At 63.7% G+C, this 15688-nt stretch carries 9 protein-coding genes and 1 pseudogene; 5 read left to right on the forward strand and 5 right to left on the reverse strand.

Annotated elements, in window-relative coordinates:
• Nucleotides 1-98 (forward strand): annotated as a pseudogene (locus BFAL_RS10525) (carbohydrate ABC transporter permease); the annotation flags it as partial.
• Between the two features lie 339 nt (nucleotides 99-437).
• Here BFAL_RS10525 and BFAL_RS01320 read toward each other — a convergent pair.
• The gene (locus BFAL_RS01320) at nucleotides 438-1457 is read right to left on the reverse strand and encodes a LacI family DNA-binding transcriptional regulator (protein ID WP_236691615.1); all 1020 of its coding nucleotides are present in this window, start codon (nucleotides 1455-1457) and stop codon (nucleotides 438-440) included.
• A 247-nt stretch (nucleotides 1458-1704) separates the two neighbouring features.
• On the opposite strand from BFAL_RS01320, the gene BFAL_RS01325 reads away from it, so the two are divergent.
• Nucleotides 1705-3048: an ABC transporter substrate-binding protein gene (locus tag BFAL_RS01325; RefSeq protein ID WP_055426658.1), complete on the forward strand. Its 1344-nt coding sequence runs from the start codon at nucleotides 1705-1707 to the stop codon at nucleotides 3046-3048.
• A 232-nt stretch (nucleotides 3049-3280) separates the two neighbouring features.
• Here BFAL_RS01325 and BFAL_RS01330 read toward each other — a convergent pair whose 3' ends face one another.
• Entirely contained in the window at nucleotides 3281-4375 is a 1095-nt protein-coding gene (locus tag BFAL_RS01330) for a LacI family DNA-binding transcriptional regulator (protein WP_055426659.1), read from the reverse strand.
• 138 nt (nucleotides 4376-4513) lie between these two features.
• Between BFAL_RS01330 and BFAL_RS01335 the strand changes: the two genes are divergently transcribed.
• Both BFAL_RS01335 and BFAL_RS01340 read left to right on the forward strand, forming a co-directional pair.
• A complete protein-coding gene (locus BFAL_RS01335; RefSeq protein WP_055426660.1) occupies nucleotides 4514-5653 on the forward strand; it encodes a VanZ family protein in 1140 nt (379 codons plus the stop codon).
• Nucleotides 5654-6109: 456 nt separating this feature from the next.
• Nucleotides 6110-7408, forward strand: coding sequence for an ATP-binding protein (locus BFAL_RS01340; RefSeq protein WP_055426661.1), 1299 nt, complete (start codon nucleotides 6110-6112; stop codon nucleotides 7406-7408).
• A gap of 55 nt (nucleotides 7409-7463) precedes the next feature.
• Here the strand turns inward: BFAL_RS01340 and BFAL_RS01345 are convergent, their stop codons facing one another.
• Together BFAL_RS01345 and BFAL_RS01350 are read right to left on the reverse strand one after the other, a co-directional pair.
• Nucleotides 7464-8489 (reverse strand): LacI family DNA-binding transcriptional regulator, encoded by a 1026-nt coding sequence (locus BFAL_RS01345; protein ID WP_055426662.1) that lies wholly within the window; start codon nucleotides 8487-8489, stop codon nucleotides 7464-7466.
• Between the two features lie 196 nt (nucleotides 8490-8685).
• The gene (locus BFAL_RS01350) at nucleotides 8686-10197 is read right to left on the reverse strand and encodes a glycoside-pentoside-hexuronide (GPH):cation symporter (RefSeq protein WP_082440248.1); all 1512 of its coding nucleotides are present in this window, start codon (nucleotides 10195-10197) and stop codon (nucleotides 8686-8688) included.
• 735 nt (nucleotides 10198-10932) lie between these two features.
• Here BFAL_RS01350 and lacZ point away from each other — a divergent pair.
• Nucleotides 10933-14073: a beta-galactosidase, LacZ type gene (gene lacZ / locus BFAL_RS01355; RefSeq protein WP_055426663.1), complete on the forward strand. Its 3141-nt coding sequence runs from the start codon at nucleotides 10933-10935 to the stop codon at nucleotides 14071-14073.
• A 120-nt stretch (nucleotides 14074-14193) separates the two neighbouring features.
• Here lacZ and gdhA read toward each other — a convergent pair whose 3' ends face one another.
• Entirely contained in the window at nucleotides 14194-15540 is a 1347-nt protein-coding gene (gene gdhA, locus BFAL_RS01360) for an NADP-specific glutamate dehydrogenase (RefSeq protein WP_055426664.1), read from the reverse strand.
• Between the last annotated feature and the right edge of the window lie 148 nt (nucleotides 15541-15688).

The raw sequence follows: 15688 nt of genomic DNA on the forward strand, positions 1-15688 counted from the left end.
CCGGCTCCCTGATCACCATCATCCCCCTGGTCATCGCGTTCCTGATGCTGCAGAAATACTGGCAATCCGGCCTCGCCGCCGGCGCCGTCAAGGAGTGAGCGCAGGCACAACCGCAAGTAGGGGCCGGGGATGGAAACAATCCATCCCCGGCCCTATTTTGTACCCCATGTGGTTTCCCATGTGGTTGCCCCATACACGTGTAACCCCCATACGTGGAACCCACTTCTCCCATGGTGCGGTAACACACTTTCTCCATAACCCCGGAATTACGCGGTTTTCGACCACCGCACCATGGGGATTTCACCGCACCATGGGAGAGAAGGGGGGGTGGTGTGAAGGGGTGTGAAGGGTGGTGGTGCGAAGGGGGGGGGTGAAGGTGTGTGGTGAGGTGGATGAGGTGTGGTGAGGTGGATGAAGGTGGGAAGGATGGGCGACCATCACGCCGACTGGCGTTCGACGATCTGTGTGGGCAGCAGCTTTACGTAATGGGCGTCGACGGTCTCCCCACGCAGCATGTCGAGCAGCAGTTCGCCCATGGACTGGCCATGAGCCTTGGAATCCTGCCGCACGGTGGTGAGTTTCGGATTGGTCATCACCGCGAACGGGGAATCATCAAAACCGGTGACGGCGATGTCGTCGGGAACGCGGTAGCCGAAGCGCGTCAGCTGGTTCAGCACGCCGATCGCGATGCTGTCGTTCGCGCAGACGAACCCGTCGATCTTCCCGAGCATATGCTGGTACTCGACGGCGGCCATCTCGCCGCTGTACGTCTCCCAATCGTCCGCGTAGTAGACCTGACGCTCGTCGAACCGTTCGCCGAGCGCGTCCTTGAATCCTTCGAGACGGTTGAGCGACGTCGGCGAATAGCCGGGGCCGCACACGTAGACGAGACGCGACCGTCCTTTGTCGAGCATATACCGTGTGACGTCGCGCTGCCCCTCACGATTGGCGAAATCGACCGCCGGATAGGGCAGGTCGCCGCGGTCGCTGATTTCGGAACGCACGACCGGCTTGCCGGTGTGCAGGAACGCGTTGCCGAGGGAGTCGTCCTCGCTCATCGAGAACAGCAGATAGCCGTCGGCGAAATCGCTGTTGACGAGCTGCGTGATGCGCCGCGTCGACGCCTCGCTGTTGGCGATGAGCGTGAGCATCTGGTAGCCCGCGTCGCCGAGCACGAGATTCGCGCCGGCCATCGCCTCCGACACACTGTTCTGTACGATCGTCTCGTTCGATTCGACCTGAATGATGAGCGCGACGGTGAGCGTGCGCTGCTGCGCGAGCGAGCGGGCGGCGTTGTTCGGCGCGTACTGCGTCTGTTCGATGGCGGCCGCGATGCGTGTGGCCGATCGTTCGGAGACGTGATCGCTGCCGTTGAGATAGCGCGAGACGGTTCCGTAGGATACGCCGGCCAGTTTCGCCACGTCGCGGATGGTCGGTCTTTTCGATACTGCTGCCACAGTTACCATCGTAGGTGATACCCTCCCTGTCTACATCGTGGTTCCGGTCGCGTCGGCGTGACGCTGCGTCGTGTTTCGCGCCTACTCGCGCCGCGCCGCCTCCGCGGACTTCATCGTCGGCCGTGTGCGACACGCGGTTAGTGACCGGTCACGTATCTGAGTATACTCCAAAGTGTAACCGGTCACACGTTGGTGAAGGCGCAACGTGACGGCCGGTGGCAATCCCCAAGGAAGGGAAAGGACAATCATGAAGTTTTCAGTGAAGAAGGCTGTGGCGGTGGTCGGTGCCGCGGCGATGCTCATCCCGATGGCCGCGTGCGGCTCCTCCTCGGACCAGAGCCAGGGCGCCGAAGGTGATGTGAACGGCGACGTGACGCTCAACCTGTGGGCATGGGAGCCCACGCTCAAGCCGGTCATCGAGGCGTTCGAGAAGGAAAACCCGAACATCAAGATCGACTTCAACAACACCGGCAAGGCCGACACCACCGTCACCTCGCTCAACAACGCGATCCAGGCGGGCAGCGGCATTCCTGACGTCGTCCAGCTTGAATACATGACCATCCCGCAATTCGTCATCGGCGAGCAGAGCCAGCTGGCGAACATCAAGGACAAGACCTCGGGCTACGAGGACTTCTACACGCCCGGCACGTGGAACTCCGTGAGCCTGAACGACGGCGTGTACGCGCTGCCGATGGATTCCGGCCCGCAGGCCATGTTCTACAACAAGGCCACGTTCGACAAGGCCGGCGTCACCGAGGTTCCGAAGACGTGGGACGAGTACTACGAGGCCGCCAAGAAGATCCACGCCCTCGGCAGCGAGTACTACATCACCGCCGACACCGGCGACATCAAGGTGATGACCGCCTTCCTGTGGCAGGCCGGCGCCAAGCCGTACGAGTCCAACGGCGAGAACGTCACCATCAACTTCAAGTCCGATCCGAAGGTGAAGACCGTCGCCGAGTTCTGGCAGAAGATGATCGACGAGGATCTCATCAACACGAAGGTCGCCACGTGGGCCGACGAATGGAACCGCGGCATCGGCGACGGCACCATCGCCTCCATCTTCGAAGGCGCGTGGATGCCGGCCAACCTGGTCTCCAACTCCGCGGCCGCCAAGGGCAACATGCGCGTCGCCCTGCAGCCGAACTGGGACGCCTCCAAGCCGTCCAACGGCGAGAACGGCGGCTCCGCGCTGGCCGTGACCGCCTCCTCCAAGAACCAGGCCGCCGCGTTCAAGTTCATCGAGTTCGCCAACCACAACAAGGACGGCATCAAGATCCGCACCGACGGCGGCGCCTTCCCGGCGGACAAGGCCACCCTCAAGGACGCCGACTTCCTCAAGGGCTCCGATGAAGTGCGTGCCTACTTCGGCGACCAGGACTACAACCAGGTGCTTGCCGAGGCCGCCAACCAGGTGACCGAGAGCTTCCAGTTCCTCCCCTACGCCGGCCAGGCGAACACCATCTACGGCGACTACGTGGGCAAGGCCTACACCGACAAGTCCACCACGCTGCCGAAGGGCCTCGCCGCCTTCCAGGACGCGCTGGTCAAGTACGGCAACGATCAGGGCTTCACCGTCAAGGAGGGCTGATCCGCCTGACGGAATGCCGTCGTCCAATCCCCATGGTGCGGTAACACAATTCCTTCATAACGTTGGAATCAAGCCATTAATCGTTACCGCACCATGGGGAATTTACCGCACCATGGGACGCGTGACTCCGCGTCGCGCGGCCGCGTCACGCCACGCGACGTCACGCGACGTCACGCGACGCCACGTGACGTCACGCGGATGGCGCGTCACGTCACGCGGATGGCGCACCACGTCACGCGGAGGCGCGCACCACCAGGTCGGTGGCGATCAGCACGGTTTCTCCGGGCTTCGCGGCGTCACTGGCACCGCGGATAGCATCGATGACCATTCCGGCCATCACCCATCCCCGTCGCTCCATATGCTGGTCGACCGTCGTCAATTGCGGCGTGATCGACGTCGCCGCCGAACTGTTGTCGAACCCGGAGACCGCCACATCGCCAGGCACCTCGTACCCCAGACGATGCAATTCCTCGATCGCGCCCACGGCAAGCGTATCGTTCGCGCAGATCACCGCGTCGCGCGTGGTGAGCACACCGTCCTCATGCCATGCGCGCACCGCTGCAGCGGCGCTCGTCTGCCGCCAATCCGGCGAATAGTACACGGGGATGTCGTGCTCGTCAGGCAGCAGTTCGCTCACGATCTCGTTGAACGCGGTGAGCCGTTCCGGCGCGCCCGGCATGTTCACCGGACCGGAAATGTAGGCGGGGCGCGTGCGGCGCAGCCTGCGCGAACCGCCCGCGGCGGTGTCCGACGTACCATGCGCGCCGCCGCCGGTCTCCCCGGTGAGCACGTACCGCACCAACTCGCGCATCGAGCCGGTGTTGTCCGCATCCACGGCCGGGCACGGCATCGGGTGCAGGTACCCGGTGCCGGAGATCACCGCGTGGATCGAGCGACGTGCGAACAACGGCAGCAGCGGATCGTCGTCCTGCAGCGTGTACAGCAGATAGCCGTCCGCGAACCCGCCCGAGACCAGACGTTCGATGTTGGCGCGGGACGTGTCGTTTTCGCTCAGCAGCGTGACCAGCTGCCAGCCTTCGCGCGTGGCGCGCGCGTTCGCACTGGCGATGATCTCCATGGTGTTCGGGTCGTAGGCGGCATCGGTGGATGACACGTGGATGATGAGCGCGATGAGCTGCGTGCGCTGCTGCGCGAGGGAGCGCGCGGTCGAGCTCGGCGAATAGTCGATGTCGCGGATGGCCTGTTCGATGCGTTCGGCCGTTTTCGGGGCGACGCCGGCGCGCCCGTTGAGGTAGCGCGAAACCGTCGCGTAGGACGTGCCTGCGCGCTCGGCCACGTCATAGATCGTGGGTCGATGGGCGGTCATGGTTGCGCTCCTTCACAACGTGGTACATCTGTTTCTCCGTTGCGATGGTAAATGGCGGTACCCCCATCGCCGCCGCATGCGGCGAACGTTCAGCCGCCATTGAGATTGCGGCCATGTACGCGGCTATAGTGGTGCGCGATGCTCGGGTATCTATCGTATTTCTCCACGTCGTTCACCATCGCGCTGCTGTTGTGGCCGCTCGTCGCGGCCGTGCTCACCTTGCCGATGCTCGCCGGACTGTACCACCGCTACCATCGCCTACGCGCGCTGTCGGTCGGCGCGGCCTATCTGAGCGTGCTGTACTTCACCGGACTCGTCGCATTCACGCTCTACCCGATGCCGGACGATCCGGACACGTTCTGCGCGACGTACGCGGGCTCCTACGCGCCGCAGCTTGACCCGCTGATGTTCATCACGGACCTGCGATACGGCGGCCTGTACGGCCTGCTGCAGCTGGTGATGAACGTCGCGTTCTTCGTGCCGCTCGGTTTCGTGCTGTCGCGGTGGCTGCGCTGGCGATGGTGGGCGGTGCTGCCGGCGGGATTTCTGGTATCGCTGTTCATCGAATCGTCGCAGCTCACCGGATTCTGGGGACTGTACCCGTGCGCCTACCGCCAGTTCGACGTCGACGATCTGATGACGAACACGCTCGGCGCGCTCGTCGGTTGGGCGATCGCGCGCCTGTCCGTCATGTGGGTGCCGCAGACGGCCGTTCCGGACGATTCGCATGTGAACGCGCGGCCCGGTGCGCTGCACCGGGCGGTCACGTTCATCATCGATATGGCGCTCGTCGTCGCCACGTATTTCCCGCTGACGCTCGGCGCCGTGTTCCTGTTCCACCATGTGGCGGCGCCGCTCGCGAACGGCGATTTCGCGCTGTTCGGCGGGCGCGTCACGGTGGGTGTCGACTGGATGAACGCGATTGCGCCGGCCGTCGCCGCGCTCGCGTTCCTCGTGTTCGAACTGCTGGTGCCGCTCGCGCATCATGGGCAGACGTTCGGAGGCATGTTCACGCACATGACGATTGAGACGGTCGCGCGGCACGGGGCGCGTCGGGCCGTGTTCTACGCCGCGCGCACGCTGGTACTGGGCGCGTTGACGGTCGCCGCGATCGTCGGGTATGTGGCGGCTGGGTCCGGTTCGGGGGTTGCGGGAACGGTCTCATCCGTTGCGGCTGCGGACGGCCCGTTGCGCGTCGCCGTGATAGGGTTCGCCGCGCTGTTCGTGTTCGCGCTCGCCGCCCGCCGCATGCCGTGGGACTTCATTCCGGAGAACTGACGGCCGATTCGCCCGCTCGGTGCTCCCATTCGTCGGCCTGTGCGGTCCGGTCTCGGACCTGCGCAATCCGATGGCGAACCTGCGCGGTTGGAGCATGAACCTGCGCAATCCGATGGCGAACCTGCGCATAGGGGTCGTGAAGGCTGGTTTGCGCCGGATGGGGTGGTGTCGGGAGTTTCCTTGGTATTCCGGGCTTTTCAGGATATGACGTACATGTCCCAACGCCGTGCGGAGAGCTTCTTTCAGCACCCCTGTGCGCAGGTTGGGGCTTGGACTGCGCAGGTTATCTACCCAATCGTGCAGGTCATGCCCTGAACCGTGCAGGTTCACACCAAGGGAGCTACATGCATTTTTTTCGTGGGGAAAATATGCATCTTATGCATATTTTCCCCACGAAAAAAATGCATATTGATATGATGATGGGCGTCGTGGCCGAGAGTGCGGAAAGGGGAAGTAATGCTCAGGAGGAAGATCAGCGACGAACTTGAACAATGGAACGCGGATCCTCATCATAAGAGTCTGATAGTGCAAGGCGCTCGTCAGGTGGGTAAGACGTATGCCATCGAGCATTTCGGAGAAGCCCACTATGAGCGGGTCGTCACGCTGAATTTCGAAGAGCATCCTGAGTACAAGGCGATTTTCTCCGGCGATCATGGTGCCGCGTCCATCTTCGCTCAACTGTCTCTGTTTTTCCCCGGGACTGATTTCACGGAACGGAAGACGCTGCTGTTTCTGGATGAGATACAGAGTTGTCCGGACGCCATCACCTCGCTGAAGTTTCTGACCATGGATGGCAGGGCCGATGTCATCGCCAGCGGTTCGTTGCTGGGCATCTCATATCGGGAGATCTCATCATTTCCGGTGGGATATGTGGACCACGCGGAGATGCATTCGTTGGATTTCAGAGAGTTCCTATGGGGCGTGGGGCTGGGTGACGACGTCGTCGCGTATCTGAAAGGTTTCTTCGACCGTCGCGAGCAGGTTCCCGAGGCCGTGCAGGAACGTATGATGCGGCTTTTCAGACAATATGTCGTCGTCGGAGGCATGCCGGAGGCCGTGCAGCGGTTCGTCGACACCAATGATTTCTCAAAGGTGCTGCAGGTGCAGCGCGACATCCTCGCCGAATACGGCAATGACATCGCCAAATACGCCGTTGGCAGCGAGAAAGCCAAGGCGAGGGCGTGCTTCCTGTCCATTCCCAAGCAGCTGGCGCGTGACTCCAAGAAGTTCTCCTACGCTGTAGTGGAGCCAAAATCGAGTGCGCGCAAGTATGGCGGGAGCCTGCAATGGCTGTATGACGCCGGTATCATCAATTTCTGCTATAAGCTCACCTCGCCCGAATTGCCGTTCGAAGGCAACGCGGACAATACGAAGTTCAAGGTGTATATGCGGGATACTGGATTGTTGGTCGCGATGCTGGAAGACGGTTCCCAGAAGGACATTCTGAACGGCGATCTCGGTATCTACAAGGGTGCCGTATATGAGAATATCGTCGGCGACATGTTCGCGAAGAACGGCAAGCCTCTGTACTACTACGAGAGGAACAACTCGTTGGAAATGGATTTCTTCATCCGTTACGAGGGGCAAGCGACCGCCGTGGAGGTGAAGGCCTCGCAGAACCGCAAGGCGAAGTCCATGCAGTCGCTGATCGAGAACCATGGCGTTACCCACGGCATCAAACTGGCTCCGGGCAATTTCGGTACGATTGGCGACAAAGTCGAGGTCATGCCCATCTATATGGCCATGTTCCTGTGAATGGCCGAATCGAAACATTGCCACGGCCAATGGCCTCCCATACTCCCCGACAGGGCTACTTCCCGGCCGGGGTGAAGCTGCCGCGGACGACGAGCTTGGTGGTCAGGAACGTGTGGCGGCGGGTCTCGCCGCCGTAGCTTACCGATTCCATGAGCTGCAGGAGCGCGGTGTTCGCCATGGCCTTGAGATCGATGGCGTAGGTGGTCAGCGGCGGCGACGTGTAGCGGGCGATCGACTGGTTGTTGACGGAGATGAGCTCCACGTCGCGCGGCACGACGATGCCGGCCTGTGTGAACTCCTGCAATACGCCCACGGTGATCGGATCGGCGCTGACGATGAAGCAGTCGGGCAGCTGCTCGCGGGTCGTACCCAGTTCGGTGACGACCCTCCTGCCGAGCTCCCGGCCGGTCTCCACGCTGGTCCTGCCGCCCACGAAGAATATCCCGGTGATGTCGAGACCAAGACGTTCGCACCAGTTGCGGTAGGCCATCGTGCGGGTGTCTTCGGGGTACTGGTAGGTGCCCATCATGTGCCCGGATCCGCCGATGAACCCGATACGCTCCATGCCGCGTCCGCGCGCTTCGGTGATCGCGTCGAGCATGGTCTGCGCGAGATCGGGCTGCACCGAGTCGAACAGGTTCGGCGCGGGGTTCACGTCGATGAACACGCCGTGGGGCAGCACGTCGTGTAGTCGTTCGAGGCTCTCGTGCGGTTGGATTTCCGGACCGATGGCGATGAATCCGTCGTACTGGTCGGCGTCGGCGATGAGCCGTTCGATGTCCGTGTGGAAGGTGAGCGTGACGTTGCGCTGGTTGGCGGTGGCGAGCAGCGTGTCGCGCAGTTCGGCGAAGTACGCGTTCTGCAGCTCCTCGTTGCTGCTGAGTGCGTCGAGTACGGCGATGTCGCGCAGCGCCGGCATGCCGTGCTTCTCCTGCACGTCATAGCCGAGGCGTGCGCTCACCTCGAAGATCTTGCGTCGGGTCTCCTCCTTGACGGAGAACGTCGGATCGCCGTTGAGCAGACGCGAGACCGTCGCCGGTGAGAATCCCGCCTGCCGTGCTATTTCCTTGATCGTGACCATGATCGCTGTCTCGTACCTGCCGTTGCTATGTCGTCGTAGTCGTTCGCCGCAGCCCGCCGTTAGGTCTGTGGTAAACGTGCATTACTGTGCGTTACCTTGCATTATCGTAGCGCATGATGTGCGAATCCGCGATGTGATGAGGCCCCTTCGCGCAGGAAGGGGCCTCATCACATCGCGGGGATTTCCGTCGCCGATGTCAGGCGTTGCGCTGCGCTGCCGACGGAATCTCCTTGCCGAGCAGCACGGCCTTGGCGATCTCCTTGCCGTATTCAGTCTCGCCGTCGTCGGCCATGTCCGCCTCGATCTTGGCGACGATGCGGGCGTGCGCCTTCTCGCTGATCTTCACGCCGAAGAAGAACGTGAGGAAGCTGATCACGATGAACGCGAGCGGCATCCAGAACGCGAATCCTTCGAACGTGGCGATGTTCGCGTCGGTCATGTCGGCGGCGGTGGCGGTGCCGATCATGCCGGCGGCGACGGCCACGAATCCGACGAAGCCGTTGGACAGGGCACCGGCGATCTTGTCGAGCATCGGGCGCACGGAGAGCGTGACGGCCTCGTTGCGGCGGCCGGTCTTGAGCTGGCCGTATTCGACGGAGTCCTCAAGGCACAGGATGGCTGTCATCTGGATGAGCGTTTGCGGCGTGTAGAAGAGGACGAGCGCGATGATGACGACCACGATGTTCTGCGAGGCTGCGATGAGCAGGATGTAGGCGACGGCCATCATCGCGAGTCCGGTGAGGAACACGTAGCGGCGCGGGATGCGCTTGGTGACGATCGGGAAGAGCGGGGCGAGGCAGAGGCCGGCCACGACCGGGATGACACCGGTGATGGAGAACATGTCGGAGCGGTTGACGACGTACTTGAACAGGTACACCATCACGCCGCCGGTCGCGACGTTCGCGAACGCGTAGAACAGGTAGGAGAGTGCGGTCCACAGCAGCTGGTCGTTCTGGCCGAGGGCCTTGAACGCCTGCAGCGGGTTGCCGTTCGCCTCGGCCTTCTTGCGCAGGGCGCTGTCCTTCTCCTTGACGCCGAAGCCGACGGTCCACGCGGTGAGGATGCCGATGAGCGCGCAGATGATGCCGAACGCGGTCCATCCGCCCTGCGTCTGGGTGGTGTGGTCCATCGAGAACATCGTGGTGATCGGGATGACGACGATGGTCAGGCCGTTGTAGCCGATCGAGCCGGTCAGCGTGCCGGCGGAGGTGTAGATGGAGCGCTCGTGCGAGTCGGAGGAGATGGCCGGGACCATGCCCCAGTAGGAGATGTCGCGCAGCGAGTAGAACACGTCGAGCACGATGAACACGACGACGAACGTGACGATGAACGCGGTGGTGTTCACGTTCACCAGACCGAACATGCCGGTGAAGATGATGAGCAGCAGGACCGCGGAGATGGTGCCGCCGATGAACTGCCACGGGCGGAAGCGGCCGAGCTTCGTGGTGGTGTTGTCGACGAGGTTGCCGAGCAGCGGGTCGATGAAGATCTCGACGATGCGGATGATCATCACCAGCGAGGTGATGACGCCGATGAGCTTGGCGGCGAGGGCCTTGTCGACGCCGGCGAACAGCGAGGTGGTGGCGTACACCACGAAGTAGGTGCTCAGCGCGTTGTAGAACAGGGCCTGGCCGAAGTTGCCGACTGCATAGGCGGCGAGTCGTCCCTTGTTGATTTTCTGGGTTGGTTCGGCGGCTGCGGTGGACACCGTATACCTTCTTTCGACGTTGTTGGGCGTTCGCGTCCGAACGGTGTTGTTCGAATCTGCTAGGTGATTAATCTAGTGCATTACGTGATGTAAGTAAAACCGTAACTAAACATGTTATGAAAAAGTTACCAAAATGGTGCGTAAATGAACACTGATAGTGTTATTTGATACCGTTCACGCCTACGTACGCAACGGCTCACGGCATGTTCGATTGTGGTTGGTCCGGGCGGCAGTCAGGCGGCTGCCGAGCGGTTGCGGTGTGGTTGCGAATGAGGTGCGGCGCTGCGCTCTCCGACGTACGTCGCACATCCGCCGGCACGCCACTCTCGGCGTGTCGGTGGCGTGTTGGTGGCAGGTCGGTGGCAGGTCGGTGGCGTGGGCTGCGTGTTGGCTGCGTGTTGGCTGTGTGTCACCCTTGGTGCCCTCCCTATCTCCCATGGTGCGGTAATCCCCTGGTGGGAAACGTTGGAATGACGCCACTCCCATGGTGCGGTTTACCGCACCATGGGTGTGGGAATGGGTGTGGGAATGGGTGTGGGAATGGGTGTGGGAATGGGTGTGGGTGTGGGGATGGGGATGGGAGTGAGGGCGGCGAGGTGCTGGGGCGTGGTGACACTCGGGCGCGGTGACGGTTGCGGCATGGGCGCGCCGCCGCTATATTTAGTAAATGTTTATTTCTGTGTGACCGGTCACGTAGTTGTGGTCGGCACCGGAAGGAAAGAAAGGCACCGCAATATGACCAGCCAGACCGCCACCGCAGCCGCGCAGTTCTCCCCTGCGTGGCTCGTCAACCCGCGCGTGTTCGCCGTCAACCGGCTCGACGCGCACTCCAGCCACCGTTTCTATGACCACGCTCCGGCCCCGCACGAGGAATCCGACCTCAAGCAGAGCCTCGACGGCGCCTGGTGGGTGCAGGTCGTCGACCTCGCCGAGTACGGCGTCGACGCCCTCGCTGCTGCCGACTTCGCCCAGCCCGACTTCGACGCCGCGGGCTTCGAGCACATCGACGTGCCCTCCTGTCTGGAAGTCAAGGGATTCCTGCGCCACCAGTACGTCAACCAGCAGTATCCGTGGTCTGGCCATGAAGCCCCGATCGCCCCCGCCATCCCCGAACACAACCACGTCGCGCTGTACCGCCGCGCGTTCTCGCCCTCGCTGAAGACCGCCGCGGCGATCCGCGACCACCGCACCGTCACCCTCACCTTCCACGGCGCCGCCACCGCGATCGCCGTGTGGCTCAACGGCGCGTTCGTCGGCTATTCCGAAGACTCCTTCACGCCGAGCGAATTCGACGTGACCGATGCCATCCGCGAAGGCATGAACACGCTCGCCGTCGCTTGCTTCGAATTCTCCTCCGCCAGCTGGCTGGAGGATCAGGACTTCTGGCGCATGCACGGCATCTTCCGTTCCGTCGAACTCGCCGCGCACCCGCGCGTCCATGTCGGCGACCTCAAGATCGATGCGGACTACGACCACGCGACCGGCGCCGGCGCGCTCGCCGTTGTCGCGCATGTCGCGGGCGTCGCCGACGGCGACATGCTCGCGGCGACGTTGCGCGACGCCGCCGGTGCCGTGGTTTCACGTGAAACACTGACGGTCGACGACGGCATCGCCGCGTGGAACACGCGCGTCGCCGACGTCGCGCCGTGGAGCGCCGAATCCCCCACGCTCTACACGCTGGAACTCGACGCGACCGCCGCCGACGGCACGCTCGTCGAAGCCGCGGTGCAGCGCATCGGATTCCGTCACTTCGCCATCGAGGACGGACTGATGAAGCTCAACGGCAAGCGCATCGTGTTCAAGGGCGTCAACCGCCACGAATTCGACGCGCGCACCGGGCGCACGGTGTCCGAAGAGGTCATGGTCAACGACATCCGCTGCTTCAAGCGCAACAACATCAACGCCGTGCGCACCTCGCACTACCCCAACCAGAGCCGCTGGTACGAGCTGTGCGACGAGTACGGCATCTACGTCATCGACGAGACCAACCTCGAAACGCACGGCAGTTGGACCTCCCCCGGCGACGTGCTCACGCCCGACCTGGCCGTGCCCGCGAGCCGCGACGAGTGGCGCGAGGCGTGCGTCGACCGCACGCGCAGCATGATGGCGCGCGACTACAACCACGCGAGCGTCGTCATCTGGTCGCTCGGCAACGAATCGTTCGGCGGTGACGTGTTCCGCTCGATGTACGATTTCGTGCACGCGAACGACCCACTGCGCCCGGTCCACTACGAAGGCGTGTTCTGGCAGCAGGAATTCAACGACGTCTCCGACGTGATGAGCCGTATGTACGCCAAGCCCGCCGAAATCGAGGAACGCTACCTCGGCGACGACGCCAAACCGTACATCTCCTGCGAATACGCGCACTCCATGGGCAACTCCACTGGTGGCCTGCACCTGTACACCGCGCTGGAGAAGTACCCGAAGTATCAGGGCGGATTCATCTGGGACTACGTCGATCAGGCCTTGTTCCAGCGTCTGCCCGACGGTACCGAGCGCCTCGCCTACGGCGGCGACTTCGACGATCGCCCGAACGACTACGAGTTCGCCGGCGACGGCATCGTCTTCGCCGACCGCAGCGAATCCCCGAAGATCCGCGAGGTCAAGCAGCTGTACGCGAACGTGAAGCTCGCGCCCGACGCGCACGGCGTGACCGTCACCAACGACAACCTGTTCGTCTCCACCGCCGATGCCCTGTTCACCGCGCGCGTGCTCGTCGACGGCGTCGAACGCTGGAGCGCCGACTACCGCTTCGACGTGCCTGCCGGCGAATCGCGGTACGAGGCTATCGCGTTCCCGCCGGTCACGGAACTCGTCGACGTGAGCGGCGCCGGCGCGCGCGGCGTGGAAGTCACGTACGAGGTCGATCAGCGTCTCGCCGCGCCCACCGACTGGGCGCCCGCCGGATACGAGATCACGTTCGGGCGGTCGACCGTCACGATCGCAGGTGACGACGCGCCGCAGAAGCAGCAGTGCGGTTGCGGCTCGCAGACCGTCGTCGTGGCGGACGGATTCAACGCCGGCGTCCACGACGACGCGAGCGGAACCGAGGTCATCCTCTCGAAGACGCAGGGCGGCATCGTGTCGTTCCGTCGCGGCGCGCGCGAGATGGTCATCCGCCGTCCGAACCTCACGACGTTCCGTCCGCTCACCGACAACGATCGCGGCAACGGTTCCGGATTCGACCGCGCGCAGTGGTTCGCGGCCGGACGGTACGCGCGCGTGACCGGCACGTCGGTGGAGCCGACGCCGTGCGGTCACGGGCTCAAGGCGCGCTACGACTACGAACTCGCCGACGCCGCGCACACGCCCGTCGTCGTGAACTACAAGGTCGACGGCAGGATGCGCGTGCACCTGAGCGTCGAATACCCGGGCGAGACCGGCGCGGCCACGCTGCCCGCGTTCGGACTCGAATGGATGTTGCCCGCGCAGTACGATCACCTGCGCTTCTACGGCTACGGGCCGGAAGAGACGTACGCCGACCGCGTGCACGGCGCGAAGCTCGGCGTGTACGAGCGTACCGCCGCGGAGGATTTCGCGCCGTACCTCGTGCCGCAGGAGACTGGCAACCATGAGGGCGTGCGCTGGGCGGAGATCACCGACGCCGACGGCCGCGGCATGCGCGTGACCGCGGGCGCCTCGCGCGGCGGCGACGCGAAGCCGTTCGCGGTGAGCCTGCTGCCGTACAGCTCGCTGATGATTGAAGACGCGACGCACCCGAACGAGCTGCCGCCGGTGCGCCACACGTTCCTGCGCCTGCTCGCCGCCCAGATGGGCGTCGGCGGCGACGACACGTGGGGTGCGCCCGTGCACGACGAGTTCCAGGTGCCCGCCGACCAGCCGCTCACGCTCGACGTGACGCTGGAACTGCTGTAGCCTCCTTCCCTTTATCCCCCGATTGTCATGGCTTGAGAATCGGGGGATAAAGGCAAACCAAAAGGGCCCGGTGGCTCCACTCGGAACCACCGGGCTTACAGACTCCGTGCGGTCAGAGCGTCACAGCACGCCCTGGGCGACCATGGCGTTGGCGACCTTGACGAAGCCGGCGGCGTTCGCGCCGAGCATCAGATCGCCCTCGTGGCCGTACTCCTTCGCGGCGGCCAGCGAGTTGGCGACGATCGACTCCATGATGCCCTTGAGCTTGGCGTCGGTCTCCTCGAAGGTCCAGGACAGACGGTACGAATTCTGGCTCATCTCCAGAGCGGACACGGCCACGCCACCCGCGTTCGCGGCCTTGGCCGGGCCGTACAGCAGGCCGTTCTCCTGGTACACGGCGATGGCCTCGGGCGTGGACGGCATGTTCGCGCCCTCACACACGGTCTTGCAGCCGTTGGCGACGAGCGCCTTCGCGGACTCCTCGTCGATCTCGTTCTGCGTGGCGCACGGCAGGGCGATGTCACACGGCACCGTCCACACGCCCTTGCAGCCCTCGTGGTATTCGGCGCCCGGCACGCGCTCCGCGTACTCCTTGATGCGGCCGCGCTCGACCTCCTTGATCTGCTTGACGACGTCCACCTTGATGCCTTCCGGATCGTAGACGTAGCCGTTGGAATCGGACACGGTGACGACCTTCGCGCCGAGCTGCTCGGCCTTTTCGGTCGCGTAGATCGCGACGTTGCCGGAACCGGAGATCACGACGGTCTTGCCGGCGAAGGAATCGCCCTTCAGTACGCGCAGCGCCTCCTGCGTGTAGTAGCAGACGCCGTAGCCGGTGGCCTCGGTGCGGGCGAGCGAGCCGCCGAACTCCAGACCCTTGCCGGTGAGCACGCCGGAGTATTCGTCGCGGATGCGCTTGTACTGGCCGAACAGGTAGCCGATCTCACGGGCGCCGACGTTGATGTCGCCGGCCGGAACGTCGGTGAACTGGCCGATGTGGCGCTGCAGTTCGGTCATGAAGGCCTGGCAGAAGCGCATGACCTCGGCGTCGGACTTGCCCTTCGGGTCGAAGTCGGAGCCGCCCTTGCCGCCGCCGATCGGCAGCGTGGTCAGCGAGTTCTTGAGGATCTGCTCGAAGCCGAGGAACTTGATGACGCCCTCGTTGACGGTCGGGTGGAAGCGCAGGCCGCCCTTGTACGGTCCGATCGCGGAGTTGAACTGGACGCGGTAGCCGCGGTTGACCTGCACCTTGCCTTCGTCGTCGGTCCAGGCGACGCGGAACTTGACCACGCGCTCCGGCTCGACGATGCGCTCGAGCACGCCCGCCTTCTCGTATTCCGGATGCTTCTCGACGACCGGCTGCAGGCTCTCGAAGACCTCCTGCACGGCCTGCAGGAACTCCGGCTGGTCGCCGTCACGCTTCTCGACCTGCGCGTAGACGCGCTTGACGTACTCGTTCGTGAGCATAATGAAACTCCCCTTTGGGTTGCCATCAATAGAGACGTTCCCGATTGTAGGCGCGTTGTCTGGGAACGCTCAAGGGGTCCGTCCGCGATTAGTCAACTGGTGGACACGTGCGGTGCGTGCGGCGCCGTTCCGCCGTGCGCACCGCACC

Origin of the sequence: Bifidobacterium aesculapii (genome assembly GCF_001417815.1) — a bacterium.
Classification (GTDB): domain Bacteria; phylum Actinomycetota; class Actinomycetes; order Actinomycetales; family Bifidobacteriaceae; genus Bifidobacterium; species Bifidobacterium aesculapii.